The 14,727-nt window shown below is 64.9% G+C and carries 13 protein-coding genes; 5 read left to right on the forward strand and 8 right to left on the reverse strand.

Annotated features, from left to right (window positions below; genetic code table 11):
• Positions 1-199 precede the first annotated feature (199 nt).
• From AB0323_RS17485 to AB0323_RS17505, 5 genes are all read left to right on the forward strand, one after another.
• Positions 200-1,495, forward strand: coding sequence for an ABC transporter substrate-binding protein (locus AB0323_RS17485; RefSeq protein WP_366178448.1), 1,296 nt, complete (start codon positions 200-202; stop codon positions 1,493-1,495).
• 74 nt (positions 1,496-1,569) lie between these two features.
• Complete coding sequence (locus tag AB0323_RS17490; RefSeq protein ID WP_366178449.1) at positions 1,570-2,574, forward strand: sugar ABC transporter permease; 1,005 nt, start codon at positions 1,570-1,572, stop codon at positions 2,572-2,574.
• A 2-nt stretch (positions 2,575-2,576) separates the two neighbouring features.
• On the forward strand, positions 2,577-3,485 hold the full coding sequence (locus AB0323_RS17495) for a carbohydrate ABC transporter permease (RefSeq protein WP_366178450.1): 909 nt from the start codon (positions 2,577-2,579) through the stop codon (positions 3,483-3,485).
• Entirely contained in the window at positions 3,482-4,444 is a 963-nt protein-coding gene (locus AB0323_RS17500; RefSeq protein WP_366178451.1) for a sugar kinase, read from the forward strand. The genes AB0323_RS17495 and AB0323_RS17500 overlap by 4 nt, the downstream gene beginning before the upstream one ends.
• Before the next feature lie 55 nt (positions 4,445-4,499).
• Positions 4,500-5,126, forward strand: coding sequence for a bifunctional 4-hydroxy-2-oxoglutarate aldolase/2-dehydro-3-deoxy-phosphogluconate aldolase (locus AB0323_RS17505; RefSeq protein ID WP_366178452.1), 627 nt, complete (start codon positions 4,500-4,502; stop codon positions 5,124-5,126).
• 35 nt (positions 5,127-5,161) lie between these two features.
• Here the strand turns inward: AB0323_RS17505 and AB0323_RS17510 are convergent, their stop codons facing one another.
• From AB0323_RS17510 to AB0323_RS17545, 8 genes are all read right to left on the reverse strand, one after another.
• Entirely contained in the window at positions 5,162-7,606 is a 2,445-nt protein-coding gene (locus AB0323_RS17510; protein ID WP_366178453.1) for a family 78 glycoside hydrolase catalytic domain, read from the reverse strand.
• 54 nt (positions 7,607-7,660) lie between these two features.
• Positions 7,661-9,013, reverse strand: a complete 1,353-nt coding sequence (locus AB0323_RS17515; RefSeq protein WP_366178454.1) for an MFS transporter — start codon at positions 9,011-9,013, stop codon at positions 7,661-7,663.
• 115 nt (positions 9,014-9,128) lie between these two features.
• Complete coding sequence (gene uidA / locus AB0323_RS17520; protein WP_366178455.1) at positions 9,129-11,009, reverse strand: beta-glucuronidase; 1,881 nt, start codon at positions 11,007-11,009, stop codon at positions 9,129-9,131.
• A gap of 18 nt (positions 11,010-11,027) precedes the next feature.
• Entirely contained in the window at positions 11,028-12,245 is a 1,218-nt protein-coding gene (locus tag AB0323_RS17525; RefSeq protein ID WP_366178456.1) for a family 1 glycosylhydrolase, read from the reverse strand.
• 195 nt (positions 12,246-12,440) lie between these two features.
• Positions 12,441-13,193: an SDR family NAD(P)-dependent oxidoreductase gene (locus tag AB0323_RS17530; protein WP_366178457.1), complete on the reverse strand. Its 753-nt coding sequence runs from the start codon at positions 13,191-13,193 to the stop codon at positions 12,441-12,443.
• 83 nt (positions 13,194-13,276) lie between these two features.
• Positions 13,277-13,927 carry a TetR/AcrR family transcriptional regulator gene (locus AB0323_RS17535; RefSeq protein ID WP_366178458.1) on the reverse strand — a complete coding sequence of 217 codons (651 nt, stop codon included), beginning with the start codon at positions 13,925-13,927 and terminating at the stop codon, positions 13,277-13,279.
• Positions 13,928-14,091: 164 nt separating this feature from the next.
• On the reverse strand, positions 14,092-14,424 hold the full coding sequence (locus tag AB0323_RS17540) for a lipopolysaccharide assembly protein LapA domain-containing protein (RefSeq protein ID WP_366178459.1): 333 nt from the start codon (positions 14,422-14,424) through the stop codon (positions 14,092-14,094).
• Positions 14,425-14,455: 31 nt separating this feature from the next.
• Positions 14,456-14,719 carry a hypothetical protein gene (locus AB0323_RS17545; protein WP_366178460.1) on the reverse strand — a complete coding sequence of 88 codons (264 nt, stop codon included), beginning with the start codon at positions 14,717-14,719 and terminating at the stop codon, positions 14,456-14,458.
• Positions 14,720-14,727: the final 8 nt, after the last annotated feature.

The raw sequence follows: 14,727 nt of genomic DNA on the forward strand, positions 1-14,727 counted from the left end.
AATAGAAACTTACTGCCGAATTTGCGCCTAGAAGTGGCGACTTTTACGAGCCTGTTCGCGATCGCCGAGGCTACCGCTTCGAGATCCCGGGTATTCCACGACTAACTGTTGCATCGATCTACTGAAGTATGTAATCTGGACCACAACGCAGGCTGAAGCCGGCCTTGTCCGGCGTCTGACAACCCAAAGGAGAGTAGTCATGCGTTCTTCCAACAAACTCAAGGTCTCACTGGCCGCAACGGCGGCCGCAAGCCTCATCGCCGTCACCGGATGTGCCGCCAACGCTCCCGCCGGCAGCTCGGGCGGGGGCGGCAACAACAAGCTGGAAATCACGTCGTGGTGGACCTCCGGTTCGGAGGCGGATGCGCTCAACGTGCTGATCGACGGGGTGAAGAAGGCTTCGCCTGGCCTTTCGGTCGACAACGCAGCGGTTTCCGGTGGCGGGGGATCCAATGCCAGGCAGGCCTTGGCTGCACGACTCCAGGCCGGCAGCCCGCCCGACACATGGCAGGTGCACCCTGCAGGGCAGCTGAAGAGCTATGTCGACGGCGGCCAGGCTGCCGATCTCACAGCGTTGTGGACCGAGGGGAACTGGGCTGCCCAGATGCCCAAGGACGTTGCCGAAGCCCAGCAGGTGAACGGCAAGTACTACACGGTCCCCATCGGCGTCCACCGCGGCAATGTCCTGTGGACCAACCCCTCGGTGCTCGCCAAGGCCAACGTCGCGATTGATCCGGCCGCCGGCGTCGATGGGCTGATCAGCAGCCTCAAGCAGGTCCAAGCAGCGGGCGTCACTCCCGTGTGCCTGGGCGACAAGGACATTTTCGCCTCCGCCGAACTCCTGGAGTCGCTCATCATGTCCAGGGCGGGCGCGGATAACTGGAAGAAGTTCTTCACCAACCAGTACTCCTTCGACGCCCCCGAAGTGAAGCAGGCGCTGGAGGACTACAAGACGATCCTCTCCCTGGCCAACAAGGACCACTCGGCCATCACCTGGGACGAGGCCGCAAAGAACATGACCAACGGCGCATGCGCCGTCAACCTCATGGGGGACTGGGCCTATGGTGAACTACTCAACGCCGGGAAGAAACCGGGGACGGACTTCGCCTGGGTTGCCTTCCCCGGCAAGGAAGACATCTTTGACTACGTCGGTGACGGCTTCTCCATTCCGGCCAGCAACATCCCGCACGCCGATGCGGCCAAGGCGTGGCTGAAGACGTTGATGGATCCAAAGACCCAGGCCGCGTTTGCGGCGAAGAAGGGATCCATCCCGGCCCTGAGCACCGCCGACATCTCCGGCATGTCGCCTTACCAGCAGTCCGCTGCCAAGAGCTTCAAGTCCGCGGCAGTGGTCTCCTCCTTGGCGCACGCGCAAGCAGCCTCGGCTGAATTCGCGCAGACCTATGCCGACGCCGTCTCCACCTTCAATGGCAGCGGCAACGTCGCCGCCTTCACGGCCAGCATGTCCCAGGCGCAGAAGAGCCAGCTGAAGTAACCGGCACTCCAACCAGGTCGCAACGGGTGTGGCTGCGCTCCCGCAGCCACACCCCCGGACAGGATCGTTCACTCATGAGAACCTCAACAGCACCTCCAGCGCCGGCACGCACCATGCTCCGGTCCAGGAAACAAGTACCCCACAACGTCAAGACGTCCCGGCGGGCCGCGTGGATCTTCGCGCCCAGCCTGCTGGTCAGCTTCGTGTTCGTCTACGTCTTCATCGCTATCACCGTTTACATTTCGCTTTCGAATTGGAAGATCGGAACGAGCCCGGATCTGAGCATCCGCCAGCCGTTCGGAGGCACCTACGGCGAGATCGTCCAGGAACAGCGTTTCCAGGCCGATATCCGCAACGTCGTGATCTTCACAATCGTCTTCCTCGTACTGGCCATCCTCGGCGGACTCGTGGCAGCCCTGTTCATCCACCACGTCGCCGTCGGCAAAGGCCTGTTCCGGACGGTCTTCCTCCTGCCCTACGCACTGTCCTTCATCGTCACCGGTGTTGCCTGGCGCTGGATCTTTTCGCCCTCCACGGGGGTCAACGAAATCCTGCGGAACATGGGAATCCAGAATCCCCCCGGCTGGACGACGGACACCACCATCCTCGGCGCGCTGAACAACCCCACGGGCACCGATTTCATGAAGGTCCAGTTCGGCATCCCTGTCGCCCTGCTGCCCATCATCTTCGCCGCCGCCTGGCAGCTCGTCGGCTTCGCCATGGCCATGTACTTGGCCGGGCTTGCCTCTATCCCGGAGGAACACCTTGAGGCAGCGAGCGTCGACGGGGCCAACACCTGGCAGCGCCTGCGCCACATCGTCCTGCCCCAGCTGTGGCCCTCCACCATCACCTGCTTCGTGCTCCTGCTTCACGTGGCGTTGAAGATCTTCGACCTCGTCATAGCAATGTCAGGCTCCGGCCCGGGATTTGTCACCGACGTTCCCGGCATCTACATCTACAACTACCTCACCAGCCGCTACGACAAAGCATCAGCGATGGCGATCATCCTGCTCCTGCTGACGCTCGTAGTCATCGTCCCCTACCTCATCCGCGGCTACCGGAAAGAGCGGAAGGCATAGAAATGGCCGTCGAAACCCTTCAACCGACCCCGCCCGGTCCCACCGACTCCGTTCGCCGGCGCCTGGCTGCGGGCGACCGCAAACCCCGCTCCTGGAAGATCCCCAAGACCCCCGGCGGCTGGATCGTCCTTGCGATCTGCGTCATCGCCACCCTGGCGATGTTCATGCCCGTGTATGTCATCATCTCCACGGCATTGTCAGGAAGCAGCGGGGCACCCAACTTCTTCCTCGCCTTCCCCGATGCCCCCAGCCTGGACGCCTTCAAAGGGGCCTGGACGAAGCTCCACGGATCCCTGATCAATTCACTCCAGATCACCATCCCCGCGGCACTGATTTCGTGCCTGCTGGGTTCAATCAACGGATACGTCCTCTCCAAGTTCCCGTTCAAGGGCTCCAACGCCCTCTTCACGGTCTTGTTGGTGGGCATGTTCATCCCGTTCCAGGCCGTCATCATTCCGGTTTTCCAATTCCTTAACATGCTGCACCTGCAAGGCAGCATCCTTGGCCTGATCGTGGTCCACATCATCTACGGCATCCCGATCACCACGCTGATCTTCCGGAACTACTACGAAGGCATTCCCAGTGCCATCATCGAGGCGGCAGCCATCGACGGTGCCGGGATCTGGAAAACCTATTTCAGAGTGATGCTCCCGCTCTCCGTTCCGGGGTTCGTTGTCGCAGGAATCTTCCAATGCACCAACATCTGGAACGACTTCCTCTTCGGCTTCATCCTGGCCTCACCGGCTGCGTGGCCCGCCACCGTGACCCTGAACAACCTCATCGGCACCACAACCGTCAACTATTCCGAACTGATGGCTGGCGCCGTGCTGGTTGCCGCTCCCACCGTGCTGCTCTACCTCGTCCTGGGCAGGTTCTTTGTCAGTGGCCTCACCGCGGGAGCCGTGAAATGACGGTACTTGATGTCCTCTGTGTGGGCGAGACAATGGCTGTCATCACTCCGGCGAAGGCCGAACCACTCAGGGAAGCCCAAGAGTGCCTGCTGGGCTTCGGGGGAGCGGAGTCCAATGTTGCCGCGCACCTGGCTGAATTCGGCTACCGCGCCGGCTGGGCCAGCCGCCTCGGAGGGGATCCGTTCGGGGATCGCATCGCCGAGGGCCTGGCCGCCCGCGGAGTGGATGTCAGCAGGGTGATCCGGGACAAGACGTGCCCCACGGGGGTGTATTTCAAGGACCCGGACCTGGGCCGCGGAGCACGCGTACTCTACTACCGGGCAGGGTCTGCCGCGTCCAGGATGTCTCCCGAGGATGCCCGCGTATGGTTCCTTGAACAAACGGGGTGGATCCACACGAGTGGAATCAACGCCGCCCTCTCACGCAGCTGCTCGGAACTCACCGAGCAGCTGCTCACCGAGGCCGGCACCACGGGCTACAAGGTGTCCTTTGACGTCAACTACCGGCCGGCGCTGTGGAGCGTTGACGTGGCAGGTCCGCGACTGCTGGAATTGGCCTCCCTGGCTGCCGTCGTGTTCGTCGGTCTCGACGAAGCCGAAACCCTGTGGGGTTGCGGCACCGCGGACGACGTCTCGGCGCTCCTTCCCGGGCCGCGGCACCTGGTCATCAAGGACTCGGCCACGGAAGCCGTGGAATTCATGCGCGAAGCAGGCCAGGAAGAACAGGTCTTCCGGGTCCCCGCATACCGGGTCGACGTCGTCGAACCGGTCGGTGCCGGTGACGCGTTCGCCGCCGGCTTCCTCGCAGGGCTGCTGCGTGGCGACGCGCCGGTGGACAGGCTCGCCCTCGGCCATTCCCTTGCCGCATGGACCCTGGGTACCCGCGCGGACTTCAGGGCCGGCCATGGAACCAAACCCCGCATGTACGCGCCTGACGCGGTTCACGCAGCTACTTCATAACGTCCCGCCGGGTCACGAGCAACCGCCCGCACAACTTCCGAGAGAGAACACCTTGATGCACACTCACCCCGACAATTGGTTCGCCGATGACTTCTTCAGGGTTCCGGTCATCGCGGTGCTCCGCGGAATGACCCCCGCCGAAGCCGTCAGGTCCGCCACACGGGCCTGGGACGCCGGCGTCGAGCACGTCGAAGTCACCATCGAAACGCCCGAAGCCTTGCCGACCCTTGCCGCCGTCGCCAGCGCAGCAGCCGAAAGGGGAGTCGCCGTCGGCGCCGGAACCATCCTCCGCATCGAACAACTGGACGCAGCAGCAGCGGCCAACGCATCGTTCACAGTGTCCCCGGGCCTGGATGAAGCCGTCATCCTGGAAAGTATCCGGCGTGGTCTCCCGCACCTCCCCGGCGTGGCCACCCCGAGCGAAATACTCCGGGCCAAGGCCCTTGGACTGACCTGGCTCAAGGCCTTCCCCGCCTCCCTGCTCGGACCTGAATGGATCAGGGCCATGAAAGGGCCCTTCCCGGAGGTTCAGTTTGTAGGCACCGGCGGGATGAAAGCCGTTACGGCCCGCGACTACCTCTCCGCCGGCCTCAGCGTCGTGGGCTTAAGCTCAGACTTCTCCTCCGACGCAGGCGCGGCTGCAGTCCGGGACCTTCTTGCCTCCACCTCCACGGCGGCTTAGCGAAGGCCCCGCCTAGCTCTGGCGAGAGCTGCGGTTCACATCGTGTGCGCCGCGTGTCGGTCGTTAGCGACAAACGGGGCGGGGCAGGATGCGATGTGGGTTCCGGACTGGTAAGCGGTGCTTGTGCCGTCCGGAAGGGTGAGGCGGGCAGAGGCTCCTTCGGGCACGGTGAAGCCGATGCGGAACTGCCCGTTCGCGATCTCCCAGGCGACTTCGATGCGGCCCTTGGGGGAGAGGAAGTGGAAGCCGGCTGAGGTGATGCCTCCTCCGGGTCGGGGTTCGATGTCGAAGCGTTCCCATCCGGCTGAGCCGGGGGCTTGCCGGAGGCCCACGAGGTATTCGTGAAGGAAGCGGATGACGGCTCCCTTGCTGTAGTGGTTGAGCGATTCGTGCGCGACACCATTCTCGTCGACGCCTTCCCAGTCTTCCCAGACTGTGGTGGCGCCGCGTTCGAGCATGCCGAGCCAGGAGGGTGTCCCGCGGCGGAGCAGGAGGCGGTAGGCGAGGTCGGTGTGCCCGTTTTCTGCGAGGACGGGGAGAAGCAGTCCGCTGGAGAGGAATCCGGTGCCGAGCCTGTCGTCGGCGTTGCGGATGAGCTGGACCAGGCGTTCGGTGGCCGCTTGCCTGAGGGATCCGGGGACGAGGCCGAAGGCGAGGGCCCGGACGTACGCGCCCTGCGTATCCTCGCGGGTGTGCCCCGCGTCGGTGAGGAACTCGGTCTGCCATGCCGACCTGACGCGTTCTGCGATCCTTCCGTACCGCTCGGCCGCCTCTGGACGGTCGAGGATTCGGGCGATGCGGCCGAGGGTATCGGTGGTGCGGTGCAGGAACGCGGTTCCGACTTCGCCCCTGTCGGTGCTCATGTAGGCGTAGGGGTTTTCGGCCATGGGATCGATGAGGGACCCGTCTGCCCGGCGGCGTTTGGGTTCGAGCCATTCGCCGTAGTGGAAGGGGGCATCCCAGATGTACTCCTCGTGGGGGAGCGGTGTTTCCGAGCGGACGATACGGGACGGGTGGCGGGTCGTCATGGCGAGGTGGAGCGCGTAGTCGACCCATCGGGTCATGGAGTCCCAGCTTTCCGCCAGAAGCTCGGCGTCTCCGTACGCTTCGTAGATGGCCCAGGGGACGAGGACGGTGGCATCGCCCCAGCCGGCGGACCCGCCCATGACCCGCGAGGGGTTCTCGGGATGGTGCCTGATCCGAGCGGAATCGGGGGAGAAGGCTGCGGGGAGACCGTCCTCGCACTGGTCGTCGCGCACGGACTGGAGCCATTTGCGGGAGAAGCCGTGGACGTCGTAGAGCATGGCGGCGGTAGGGGCGAAGACCTGGTAGTCGCCGGTCCATCCTGAGCGTTCGCGGGTGGGGCAGTCGGTCGGGACGTCCACGATGTTGCCGCGGAAACTCCAGAGCGAGGCTTCGTGCAAACGCTCAAGGTCCGGGTCGCTGCAGGTGAACCACCCGCGGCGGTCGAGGTCCGAATGGACGACGACGACCGTGAAGTCATCGATGGAAAGCTCGCGGCCGGGGTGCGAGATCCGAACGTATCGGAAGCCGTGCACAGTGTGCCTTGGTTCGAAGGTGCCGTGGCTGTTCCCGGCGATGACGCGGTCGGTCTGGTGGAATCCGAGAATGCCGCCTTGCGGTGTTTTCATGTCCAGGTGGGCGGTCGTGACGTCACCGCCGGCGTCGAGGTGCTCGCCGAACTCGAGCACCGTCTCCGTCCCCGCAGGACCTAAGTTGGTGAGCCTGACCCAGCCGGAGAGGTTTTGGCCGGTGTCGAGGATCGAGACCCCGTCCCGGAGCCGGGTCAGGGCCGCCGGCGTGCGTTCCTCGATGCGTCCCACGGGCGGGGCCGGCGACCGGGAAGGGATAGGTGGCGTAACGACGCCGACCCGGACCGGGGCGGGTTCTGCGCGGTCCGGGTCGACGCGGAAGTCCGTCGTCTGTCCGCTCATGAGGTCTGCCCGGACGATCGGGCTGGGCAGGGTGGTCCAGTCGCCGTCCGTCGTCAGGGTCATTGACGCGCCGGAGCCGAGGTCGATTTCGAGCTGGGCGAGGGCGGCGGTGGTGTTGCCCCAGACGTTCCGGCGCTGGGTCCCGCTGTTCCTGCCGCGGAACCACCCGTCGGAGAGGACGATATCGATCCGGTTGCTACCGGGCGTGAGAAGGTCCGCGACGTCATACTGCTGGGCGTACAGGGTTTCGTCGTAGCTGCTCGAACCGGGCGCCAGCTCGATGTCCCCCACCCGGATTCCGTTGAGGAAGACTTCGTAGACGCCAAGTGCGGTGGCGTAGAGCGTCGCTGCGACGGGACGGGAGGGGAGGTTAAATGACCTGCGGAGGACGTAGGCCCCGCGCTCGTCCTGGGCGGATGCTTCCTCGGACTCTGTCGGTGAAATCCAGGTGGCCGTCCATTTGACGGCTTCTGTGACAGCCGGGGTCGGGGCCCGGTCGGGCAGGGATTTGAGCATGTTGCCCATGAATGTGTGAACTCTCTGGTTGGTTGGTTGGTTGGTTGGCTGGTTGGGTGCCGGTCAGCGCACGGACTTGACCTTCAGGAGGATGATGAGGCTGCCGAGGATGGCCAGGGCGGCACCGGTGAGGTAGAGGGCGGTGTAGTTCTTATCGGCCCCGGCCGCCCCCAGGACGATGATGAAGGGTGCCAGGAGGGGTGCGATTGCGCTGGGGATCCTTTGGGCGAATCCGACCACGGCCATGTAGCGTCCGGCCTGTGCCCGGTCGGGCAGGACGGCGAAGATGATGGCTCCGTCCACCGCGCTGAAGAGGGCGATCGCGCACTGCATGATGAGTGCCCCGATGAGCAGGCTGATAAAGGAGTGGGCGTAGGCCTCGGTGATGCCGCCGGCGAGGAAGAGCAGGCCGCCGAGGAAGGTGAAAAGCTTGCGCCGCCGGAGTCGGTCCGAGAGGAAGCCGCCGGTGAGGGCGCCTGCGCTGGCTGCCACGATGCCGAGCATGCCGATGAGGGCGACGGTTCCTGCTACTTCCTTGATGGGAAGCCCCAGGCGCTGGGCATAGAAGAAGCTGCCGAACGTGGTGTTGAAATACAGGCCCATGAAGAAGATGAAGCGGCCCAGCCAGTTCCAGCCGAAGTCCGGGTACTTGCGGGGGCTGAACGTGTAGCTGGCCAGGAGGGCCTTGACGGTGACGGTGCTGTTGTGGACGAGACCCACGGAGCTGCCTTCGCGCTTGACGAGGGGAAAGAGCAGGACCAGCGCGAGGCCCACCAGGCCGGGAACCAGGAAGACGAGGAACGTGCTGGATGAGACCGAGTAGGCGATGCCGATGCCCAGCACGGGCGCGATCTGGGCGGAGAGGCCGCTGAGTGCGGAAATCTTGCCTCGCTGCTCCTCCGGAATGCGGTCCGCCTGCAGGTTCACGATGGCCTGTCCTGCCGCTGCCCAGCCAAAGAGGGCGAAGACCCACCCGGCGCCCACGAGAAGGACCGTGGGGGCCAGGGCGACCCCGATGAGTCCGAGGATTCCAAGGAGCGCGCCTCCGAACATGAACGGGGAACGGCGGCCGAACCGCGAACGAAAACGGTCGCTCCAGACCCCGACCAGGGGGCTGGCGGCGATGGAGATGAACTGTGCGGTGCCGGCGACGTAGCCGAGAACCTCTTCGTGGCCCGGGGCGAGCTGGGAGATGCGGAGCGCGAGTGAATAGGACATCGGGACGATGAACGCCATCGAGACCCCGAAATTGGCCAGCGACATGAGTGCGAGGTAGCTGACGCTTGCCCTCTTCAGCGGTGGCGCTTCTAGGTCGGGGACGACTCGGGCCGGGGGCCCTTCCAGGGAACCTGCGGCCGTGAGGACCGCGGATTCTGCCTCTTTCGGTGGTAGGTCTCCGTAGGTGGGCTTGACCATGATGACTCCTTTGTCCGGGTACGATGTGCTCGACTTTTTGGTGCGGCGGGGATTGGTGACTTGGCGGGGTGGGGCGGCAGGGCAACCCACCGCCCCCAACGGTGCGTTGCGGCTGCTAGGGGCGCTGGGCGCCTGCGGGCGTGGACAGTGCCGGTTGCTGGGTGAAACCGGGTGCTGCGGTCTCGGGCTGCCCGTCCAGTGCCGTGGTTGACCCTGGCTTGCGGCCGTGGAGTCCCTGCCATCGCTGGCGGAGTGCGAACGCGGCGGTCTTCGGCCTGCGGTCGCGGGTGAAGACGCCCTTCTTGTTGCCGTCCACTCGGTGGATCGCGGGGCCGGTGCCGAAGTCGGCGAAGTTCCAGACGTGTTCTCCCACAAATGACGGGATCCGGTCGAAGACGCGGTGGTTCATGGCGAGGAAGCCTGCTTGGAATTCCTCCGTCCACGGGGTGTCGAGGACGGAGTGGAGGCCGACTATGGTGTCGGCACCGTACTCGCTCATCATGATGGGCTTGCCGTACTTGGCGGCCCAGCCGCGCAGATCGGCCTCGAGGAGCTGTTCTGCGGTCTCAAGGTCACCGGTCGCGACGTACCAGCCGTAGTAGCGGTTGAGTGAAATGACATCGACGAGGTCCGCGAGGCGGTCGTTCTCGCACGTCGCGAAGATGACCGCCGTCGTCGTCACGGGACGGGTGGGGTCGAGCTCGCGGGTGAGCTCGATAAGCGGCTCGAAGTACTCCCGTGCCCCGTCCTCGTTGGAGGCGGGCTCGTTGGCGACGCACCACATGACGACGCTCGGATGGTTCTTGTCCCGGTCGATCAGCTCCCGCAGGTGCTGGGCGTGTGCAGCCTGTGTCTGGTCGTTGATCGTCTCCGGGGAGAAGGTGGGGCGCGGAGGCGCCCCGGTGAGGCCTGCCTCCACGGCGAGGTTGAGTCCGACGGCGGCGGTCTCGTCGATGACGACGATCCCGTGCCGGTCTGCGAACTCGATGACTTCTTCGGCGTAGGGGTAGTGGGAGGTTCGGAAGGAATTCGCTCCCGTCCAGTCAAGGAGGCGGAAGTCGTGGACGAGGTAGGCGTTGTCGTGTCCCTTGCCCCGGATCGCGGAGTCCTCGTGCTTGCCGAAGCCGGTGAAGTAGAACGGATCGCCGTTGATGAGGAACTGCTCGCCCTGGACTGCAACGGTGCGGATCCCGACCGGGAGTTCGTAGGCGTCGACTACGTGCCACCCGTCATGGATCTCGACCTCCAGCCGGTAGAGGTAGGCTGCGCCTGGCCTCCACAGCACGGCGTCATTGACCCGAAGCGTGCCGGAGTGTCCTTCGCCGGTGGCGACCGTGACTCCTGTCTCGTCGATGAGCCGCACACTTGCGGGAGCCGGGGCGCTGGTAGCGAGGCGGTAGCTCACCAGCCCGGTGCCGCCGTCGGCGACGTCCGTGGTCACGGTTACATCGGTGAGGTGGGATCGGTGCGTGCTGTAGAGCCAGACGGAGCGGGCAAGGCCGGCGTAATTGTAGAAGTCGTGGAAATACGTCTGCCGTTCCTGACCGTCGGCGCCGACGGTCAGCTTTCCCGGTGGGATGGTGACGTTGGTGAGCCGGTTGTCGACGGCTACCGTGAGACGGAATTCCGTCCCGGAGGCAACCATATCGGTGAGGTCCGCCTCGAAGGGCGTGTATCCGCCGACGTGCTCGGCAACCAGGGTCTCGTCGACGTAGACCGCGGCCGCATGGGTTGCGGCGTCGAAACGGAGCGCAACGCGCTGATCCTCCCAGCCGCGCGGTACACGGACGGTGCGTTGGTACCAGACCAGGCCGACATGGTCACGGATCCTCTGCTCGGCGAACAGATCGTTGTAGCTGGCCGGGACGGCCGCTTCCAAACGGGTTTCAAGCCGTGCCTTCCACGGCTCCGGGCAGACCGTGCCGTCGAGCGCGAACAGCCACAGGCCGTCCAGGTTGACGAGTTCGCGGGTGGCAGTTGCGAGGGGCTTCAACATCGAAGAGCTCCTTGGGGATCAGTGGGCGACGGCGGTGTGCGCGCCGGCGCGGGCGACGGAGCCGAGCCAGGCGAGGCTCGGCTTGGGGGTGCGGACGAACGTCTGCCGGTCGACACTCACGAGTCCGAAGGTGGGCTCCCAGTGGCCCCATTCGTAGTTGTCCAGAAGGGTCCAGTGCAGATAGCCCCGCACGTCGATGCCGTCCGCGATGGCCCCGGAAACATGGTGAAGGGCCTCGGCGGTGTATGCGATGCGGCGTTCGTCTTCGGCAGTGGCGATGCCGTTCTCGGTGATGAGTATGGGGAGGCCTCCGGTGACTTCGGCAGTGTGCCGGATCGCGATGCCGATCGCGTCCGGACGGTACGCGGTACCGACAAGCGTGTTCTCCGGGCTGGCAGGGTGTGGTTCGATACCCTTTTCGTTGACCCACTGGCTTGAGTAGGACTGGACGCCCACGAAGTCATCGCCCGCTGATCCGTGGAGGTAGAGATCCTCCCAGATGTATTCGAGTTCCCGTTTCTTCTCCTCGGCTCCGGGGCGTGCGACGAATGCCCGGTTCGCGATCGTCCAGCCAACCTTGGCGTCCGTCCGGTCGCGGACAATGTCGCGGGCGGCCCGGTGCGCCTCGACCAGGCGGGTTCCAATCTGCTGGTCCGGCGGCGGCAGCTGGGGCCGCGGGTCTTGCTCGACGGTGGGGCTCTGCCAGTCCTGCTCCGTATCAGGTGCGGACGTCATCATCCGGCGCATGGTCGCCATCATGGCGAGCATGTTGGGCTCGTTTATCGTGACCACCCAGGGCACTCCGTCCAGGATCGTGGCTGCCTCGGTGACGTAGGAGGTGAACCGTTCGACCGCCCTCTCACCGAGCCACCCTCCCTCGTCGGCAAACCACTGCGGTGTTGTGAAGTGATTCAAGGTCACGACCGGTGTGAGCCCGAGTCCGAGGGCGGAGTCGATCATCCGGCGGTAGTGGGCGAGCTCAGCACGGGAGAACCGGCCAGGCAGAGGCTCGATCCGGGCCCATTCGATGCCGAAGCGGTAGGCGTTGAGGCCTGCGTCGGCGAGCAACGTCATGTCCTCGGCGTACCGGTGGTAGCTGTCAATGGCGTCGCCGCTGGGTTCCATCCCGGGGACGGTCTGTTCCTGGAGCCACCAGTCGCTGTTGATGTTGTTGCCCTCGATCTGGTGCGGCGCCGTGGAGGCGCCCCAGAGGAAGCCGGGTGGGAAGTTGTCCATGGTCGTGTCTCTCTCTGCGGCGAGGCCGCGGATTCGTGGTTCCGGATTCGTCGTTCGGGAAGATGTGGATCAGAAACGGCTGGCGGGACCTTTGGTCCGCCGGCGATTTCGGGCGGGTTGGAGCGGCGCATGGAGGAGTGCCTCCAGGCGAAGAGGATTGAATCCTTTCAAAGTTTGCCCAAGCTGATTGCCTGCTTAGGCGGCTGACCAGCCGCCGTCGCTCGGGAGGATGGCCCCATTGACGTTGAGCGAGTCATCGCTCAACAGCCACGTAATCGCGGCTGCGAGCCTTTGCGGATCCGCGACGGGGGAGCCTATTGCCTTCATCAAAGGGAAGATCCGGCCCGCGGCGAATTCGCTGCGGATGCCCGCTTCGATGTTTGTCGCAACGGCGCCCGGGGCCACGGCGTTGACCCGCACACCTTGGGGACCGTACATGAACGCCGTGTTCTTGGTCAGTCCGATGACCGCGTGCTTCGACGCCGTGTAGGCGGCGCCCGCTGAGGAGCCGCGGAGGGCGGCTTCGGAGGCGACATTCACAATCGAGCCGCCGCCTGCCTCGATGAGAAAAGGCAGGGCGGCGCGCGTCAGGCGCATCGGGGCGGTGACGTTGACCCCCATCACCCGTTCCCAAGTTTCGTCGTCGAGCTCACCAACCGGGAGGAAGCCATCCATGATTCCGGCGATGTTCGCCAGCCCGTGGAGCTCACCCCCGCAGGCATCGGCGATTCCTTCGACCGTTCGCGGGTTGGACACGTCCCCGGCGACGGTCCTGACGTCCGCTCCGGGGAGTGCCGCCTTGAGCTCGTCAAGCCGCCCGGCGACCACATCAGAGACGACAAGGCGGGCGCCCTCTTCAGCGAGCCGGACGGCGGTTGCTCGTCCGATGCCCGAGCCGGCACCTGTGACGATGATGGTCTTTCCGGCGAACCGGCCTTCAGTGGACATAGTGATTCCTTCGCGTCGTTGCAGTTGGTTGCTGGTTCGCCCTTCCCCGCGGCAACGGGGAACGGGTGCGGGTGGTGACTTTCTCAGATCGTCGCGATGAGATCTTCGATCTTCTTCTTCACGCCCACGGCGGCTTCACCGGTGATGGCGCGGAAGGCCTGCGCCACTTCGCTGGCGAAGTCGAACGACGGGTCCACGAGCCACTGTGCCCGCAGGCCGCTCCACAGCGCCATCATCTGCCGCCCCGTTCCCATCGGGTCGAGGCTGGCGAGGGCGCGACCTTCGCTCTGGCGTCGCTTGACGGCTGCAGCGAAGGCCAGGATGGCGTTCTGGTTGTGCTTCTTCATGTACTGGTGTGCGGGATGCTCGGGGTTCGGGGCTTCGGCCTCGAGGGCGAGGAGGAGGCGGACAGTGCTCTCTTCCTTGAGCACCAGGCGAGCCGTTCCTGCCGGATCCCAGTCGCCGGAGACGAGCTCGGCCGCCACGGACTCGGCTGTCATGCGTGAGCCGATTTCCTCGTCGGCGAGCTCCATGGCTGCAACGAGGACGTGATCGCGGGTCGGGAAGTGGTACATGAGCGCGGTCTCGCTCATGCCCGCCGTGGATGCCACCTCTGCGGTGGTCAGGGCCCTGTGCCCCTTCTCCCGGATGATGTCCAGGGCAGCCCGAGCGACAGTCGCGCGCCTCTCTGCGGTCTTGGCGTAACGTCCTCGTGTTTTGGTGGCCTGTTCCATGTGATCCACGTTACGTGAAATCTGAAGAGACTACAAGATTTATCAGAACAAAATCTGCTTTTTTCGATTGCACGTCTTCGACTTCGATTGAAAAGCTGCTTTCCCTCTGTTTTTGTGCACCGGATCTGTGGTTGCGCACCGGATCTGTGGTTTGAGAGCTGGTGTCAGGGCCGTGGTGTGGCTGGTGCGCGGCGGGTGCGGGCACGGAGCTGGATGATGCGCACTGCACCGGCTACTGCAACCAGGACACCGCCGCCGACCGCGGCGATGAGCAAGGCAATGCCAAGGGAGATGGTCCCGTCCAGACCGAAGAACCTGACCCTGGCGGAGTCCTGGTTCTGCACGATGAATGCGATGAGCAGTATCAGGAGCACGAGGGCGGCAATCGTGGCCGTCCAGGCCATCCCGGCACGGGTGACCATCGGCCGGCGCCCCGCCGACTGGGCCGGCCCGGGTGCGCGGGAAGGCTCCGGTGCCGGCTGTGGTTCTCCATTCACTGGGTATTCCTTTCTCGGTTGACGCTCAACGTCAGCCTTCTCCGGGCTGGATTGCGTCGAAGAACCGGTGCCCCGGCCGAGGAGGCGTTCCTTCGGCCTGGGCCCGGATGAAGTCGAGGTCTTCGGGGGAGAGACTGGCCTGGGCGTGCCGGTCCGAGTCCGGGGCGATTCCGGTTTCCTGATGGATCGTCTCCGTGATCGTGCGCGGCAGGACCACGCACCCGGGATTCTCAATGAGCCATTGTCGGGTTTCGGGGCTGAGGCTGTCCCAGCAGTCCCTGATATTCATCTCCATGGTGATCC

Source organism: Arthrobacter sp. NPDC080031 (genome assembly GCF_040702485.1).
GTDB lineage: Bacteria > Actinomycetota > Actinomycetes > Actinomycetales > Micrococcaceae > Arthrobacter.

Bases quoted from the DNA above. Each gene is read 5' to 3' on its own strand.
- AB0323_RS17485 (WP_366178448.1), top strand. From the start codon at position 200: ATGCGTTCTTCCAACAAACTCAAGGTCTCACTGGCCGCAACGGCGGCC.
- AB0323_RS17490 (WP_366178449.1), top strand. From the start codon at position 1,570: ATGAGAACCTCAACAGCACCTCCAGCGCCGGCACGCACCATGCTCCGG.
- AB0323_RS17495 (WP_366178450.1), top strand. From the start codon at position 2,577: ATGGCCGTCGAAACCCTTCAACCGACCCCGCCCGGTCCCACCGACTCC.
- AB0323_RS17500 (WP_366178451.1), top strand. From the start codon at position 3,482: ATGACGGTACTTGATGTCCTCTGTGTGGGCGAGACAATGGCTGTCATC.
- AB0323_RS17505 (WP_366178452.1), top strand. From the start codon at position 4,500: ATGCACACTCACCCCGACAATTGGTTCGCCGATGACTTCTTCAGGGTT.
- AB0323_RS17510 (WP_366178453.1), bottom strand. From the start codon at position 7,606: ATGGGCAACATGCTCAAATCCCTGCCCGACCGGGCCCCGACCCCGGCT.
- AB0323_RS17515 (WP_366178454.1), bottom strand. From the start codon at position 9,013: ATGGTCAAGCCCACCTACGGAGACCTACCACCGAAAGAGGCAGAATCC.
- uidA (WP_366178455.1), bottom strand. From the start codon at position 11,009: ATGTTGAAGCCCCTCGCAACTGCCACCCGCGAACTCGTCAACCTGGAC.
- AB0323_RS17525 (WP_366178456.1), bottom strand. From the start codon at position 12,245: ATGGACAACTTCCCACCCGGCTTCCTCTGGGGCGCCTCCACGGCGCCG.
- AB0323_RS17530 (WP_366178457.1), bottom strand. From the start codon at position 13,193: ATGTCCACTGAAGGCCGGTTCGCCGGAAAGACCATCATCGTCACAGGT.
- AB0323_RS17535 (WP_366178458.1), bottom strand. From the start codon at position 13,927: ATGGAACAGGCCACCAAAACACGAGGACGTTACGCCAAGACCGCAGAG.
- AB0323_RS17545 (WP_366178460.1), bottom strand. From the start codon at position 14,719: ATGGAGATGAATATCAGGGACTGCTGGGACAGCCTCAGCCCCGAAACC.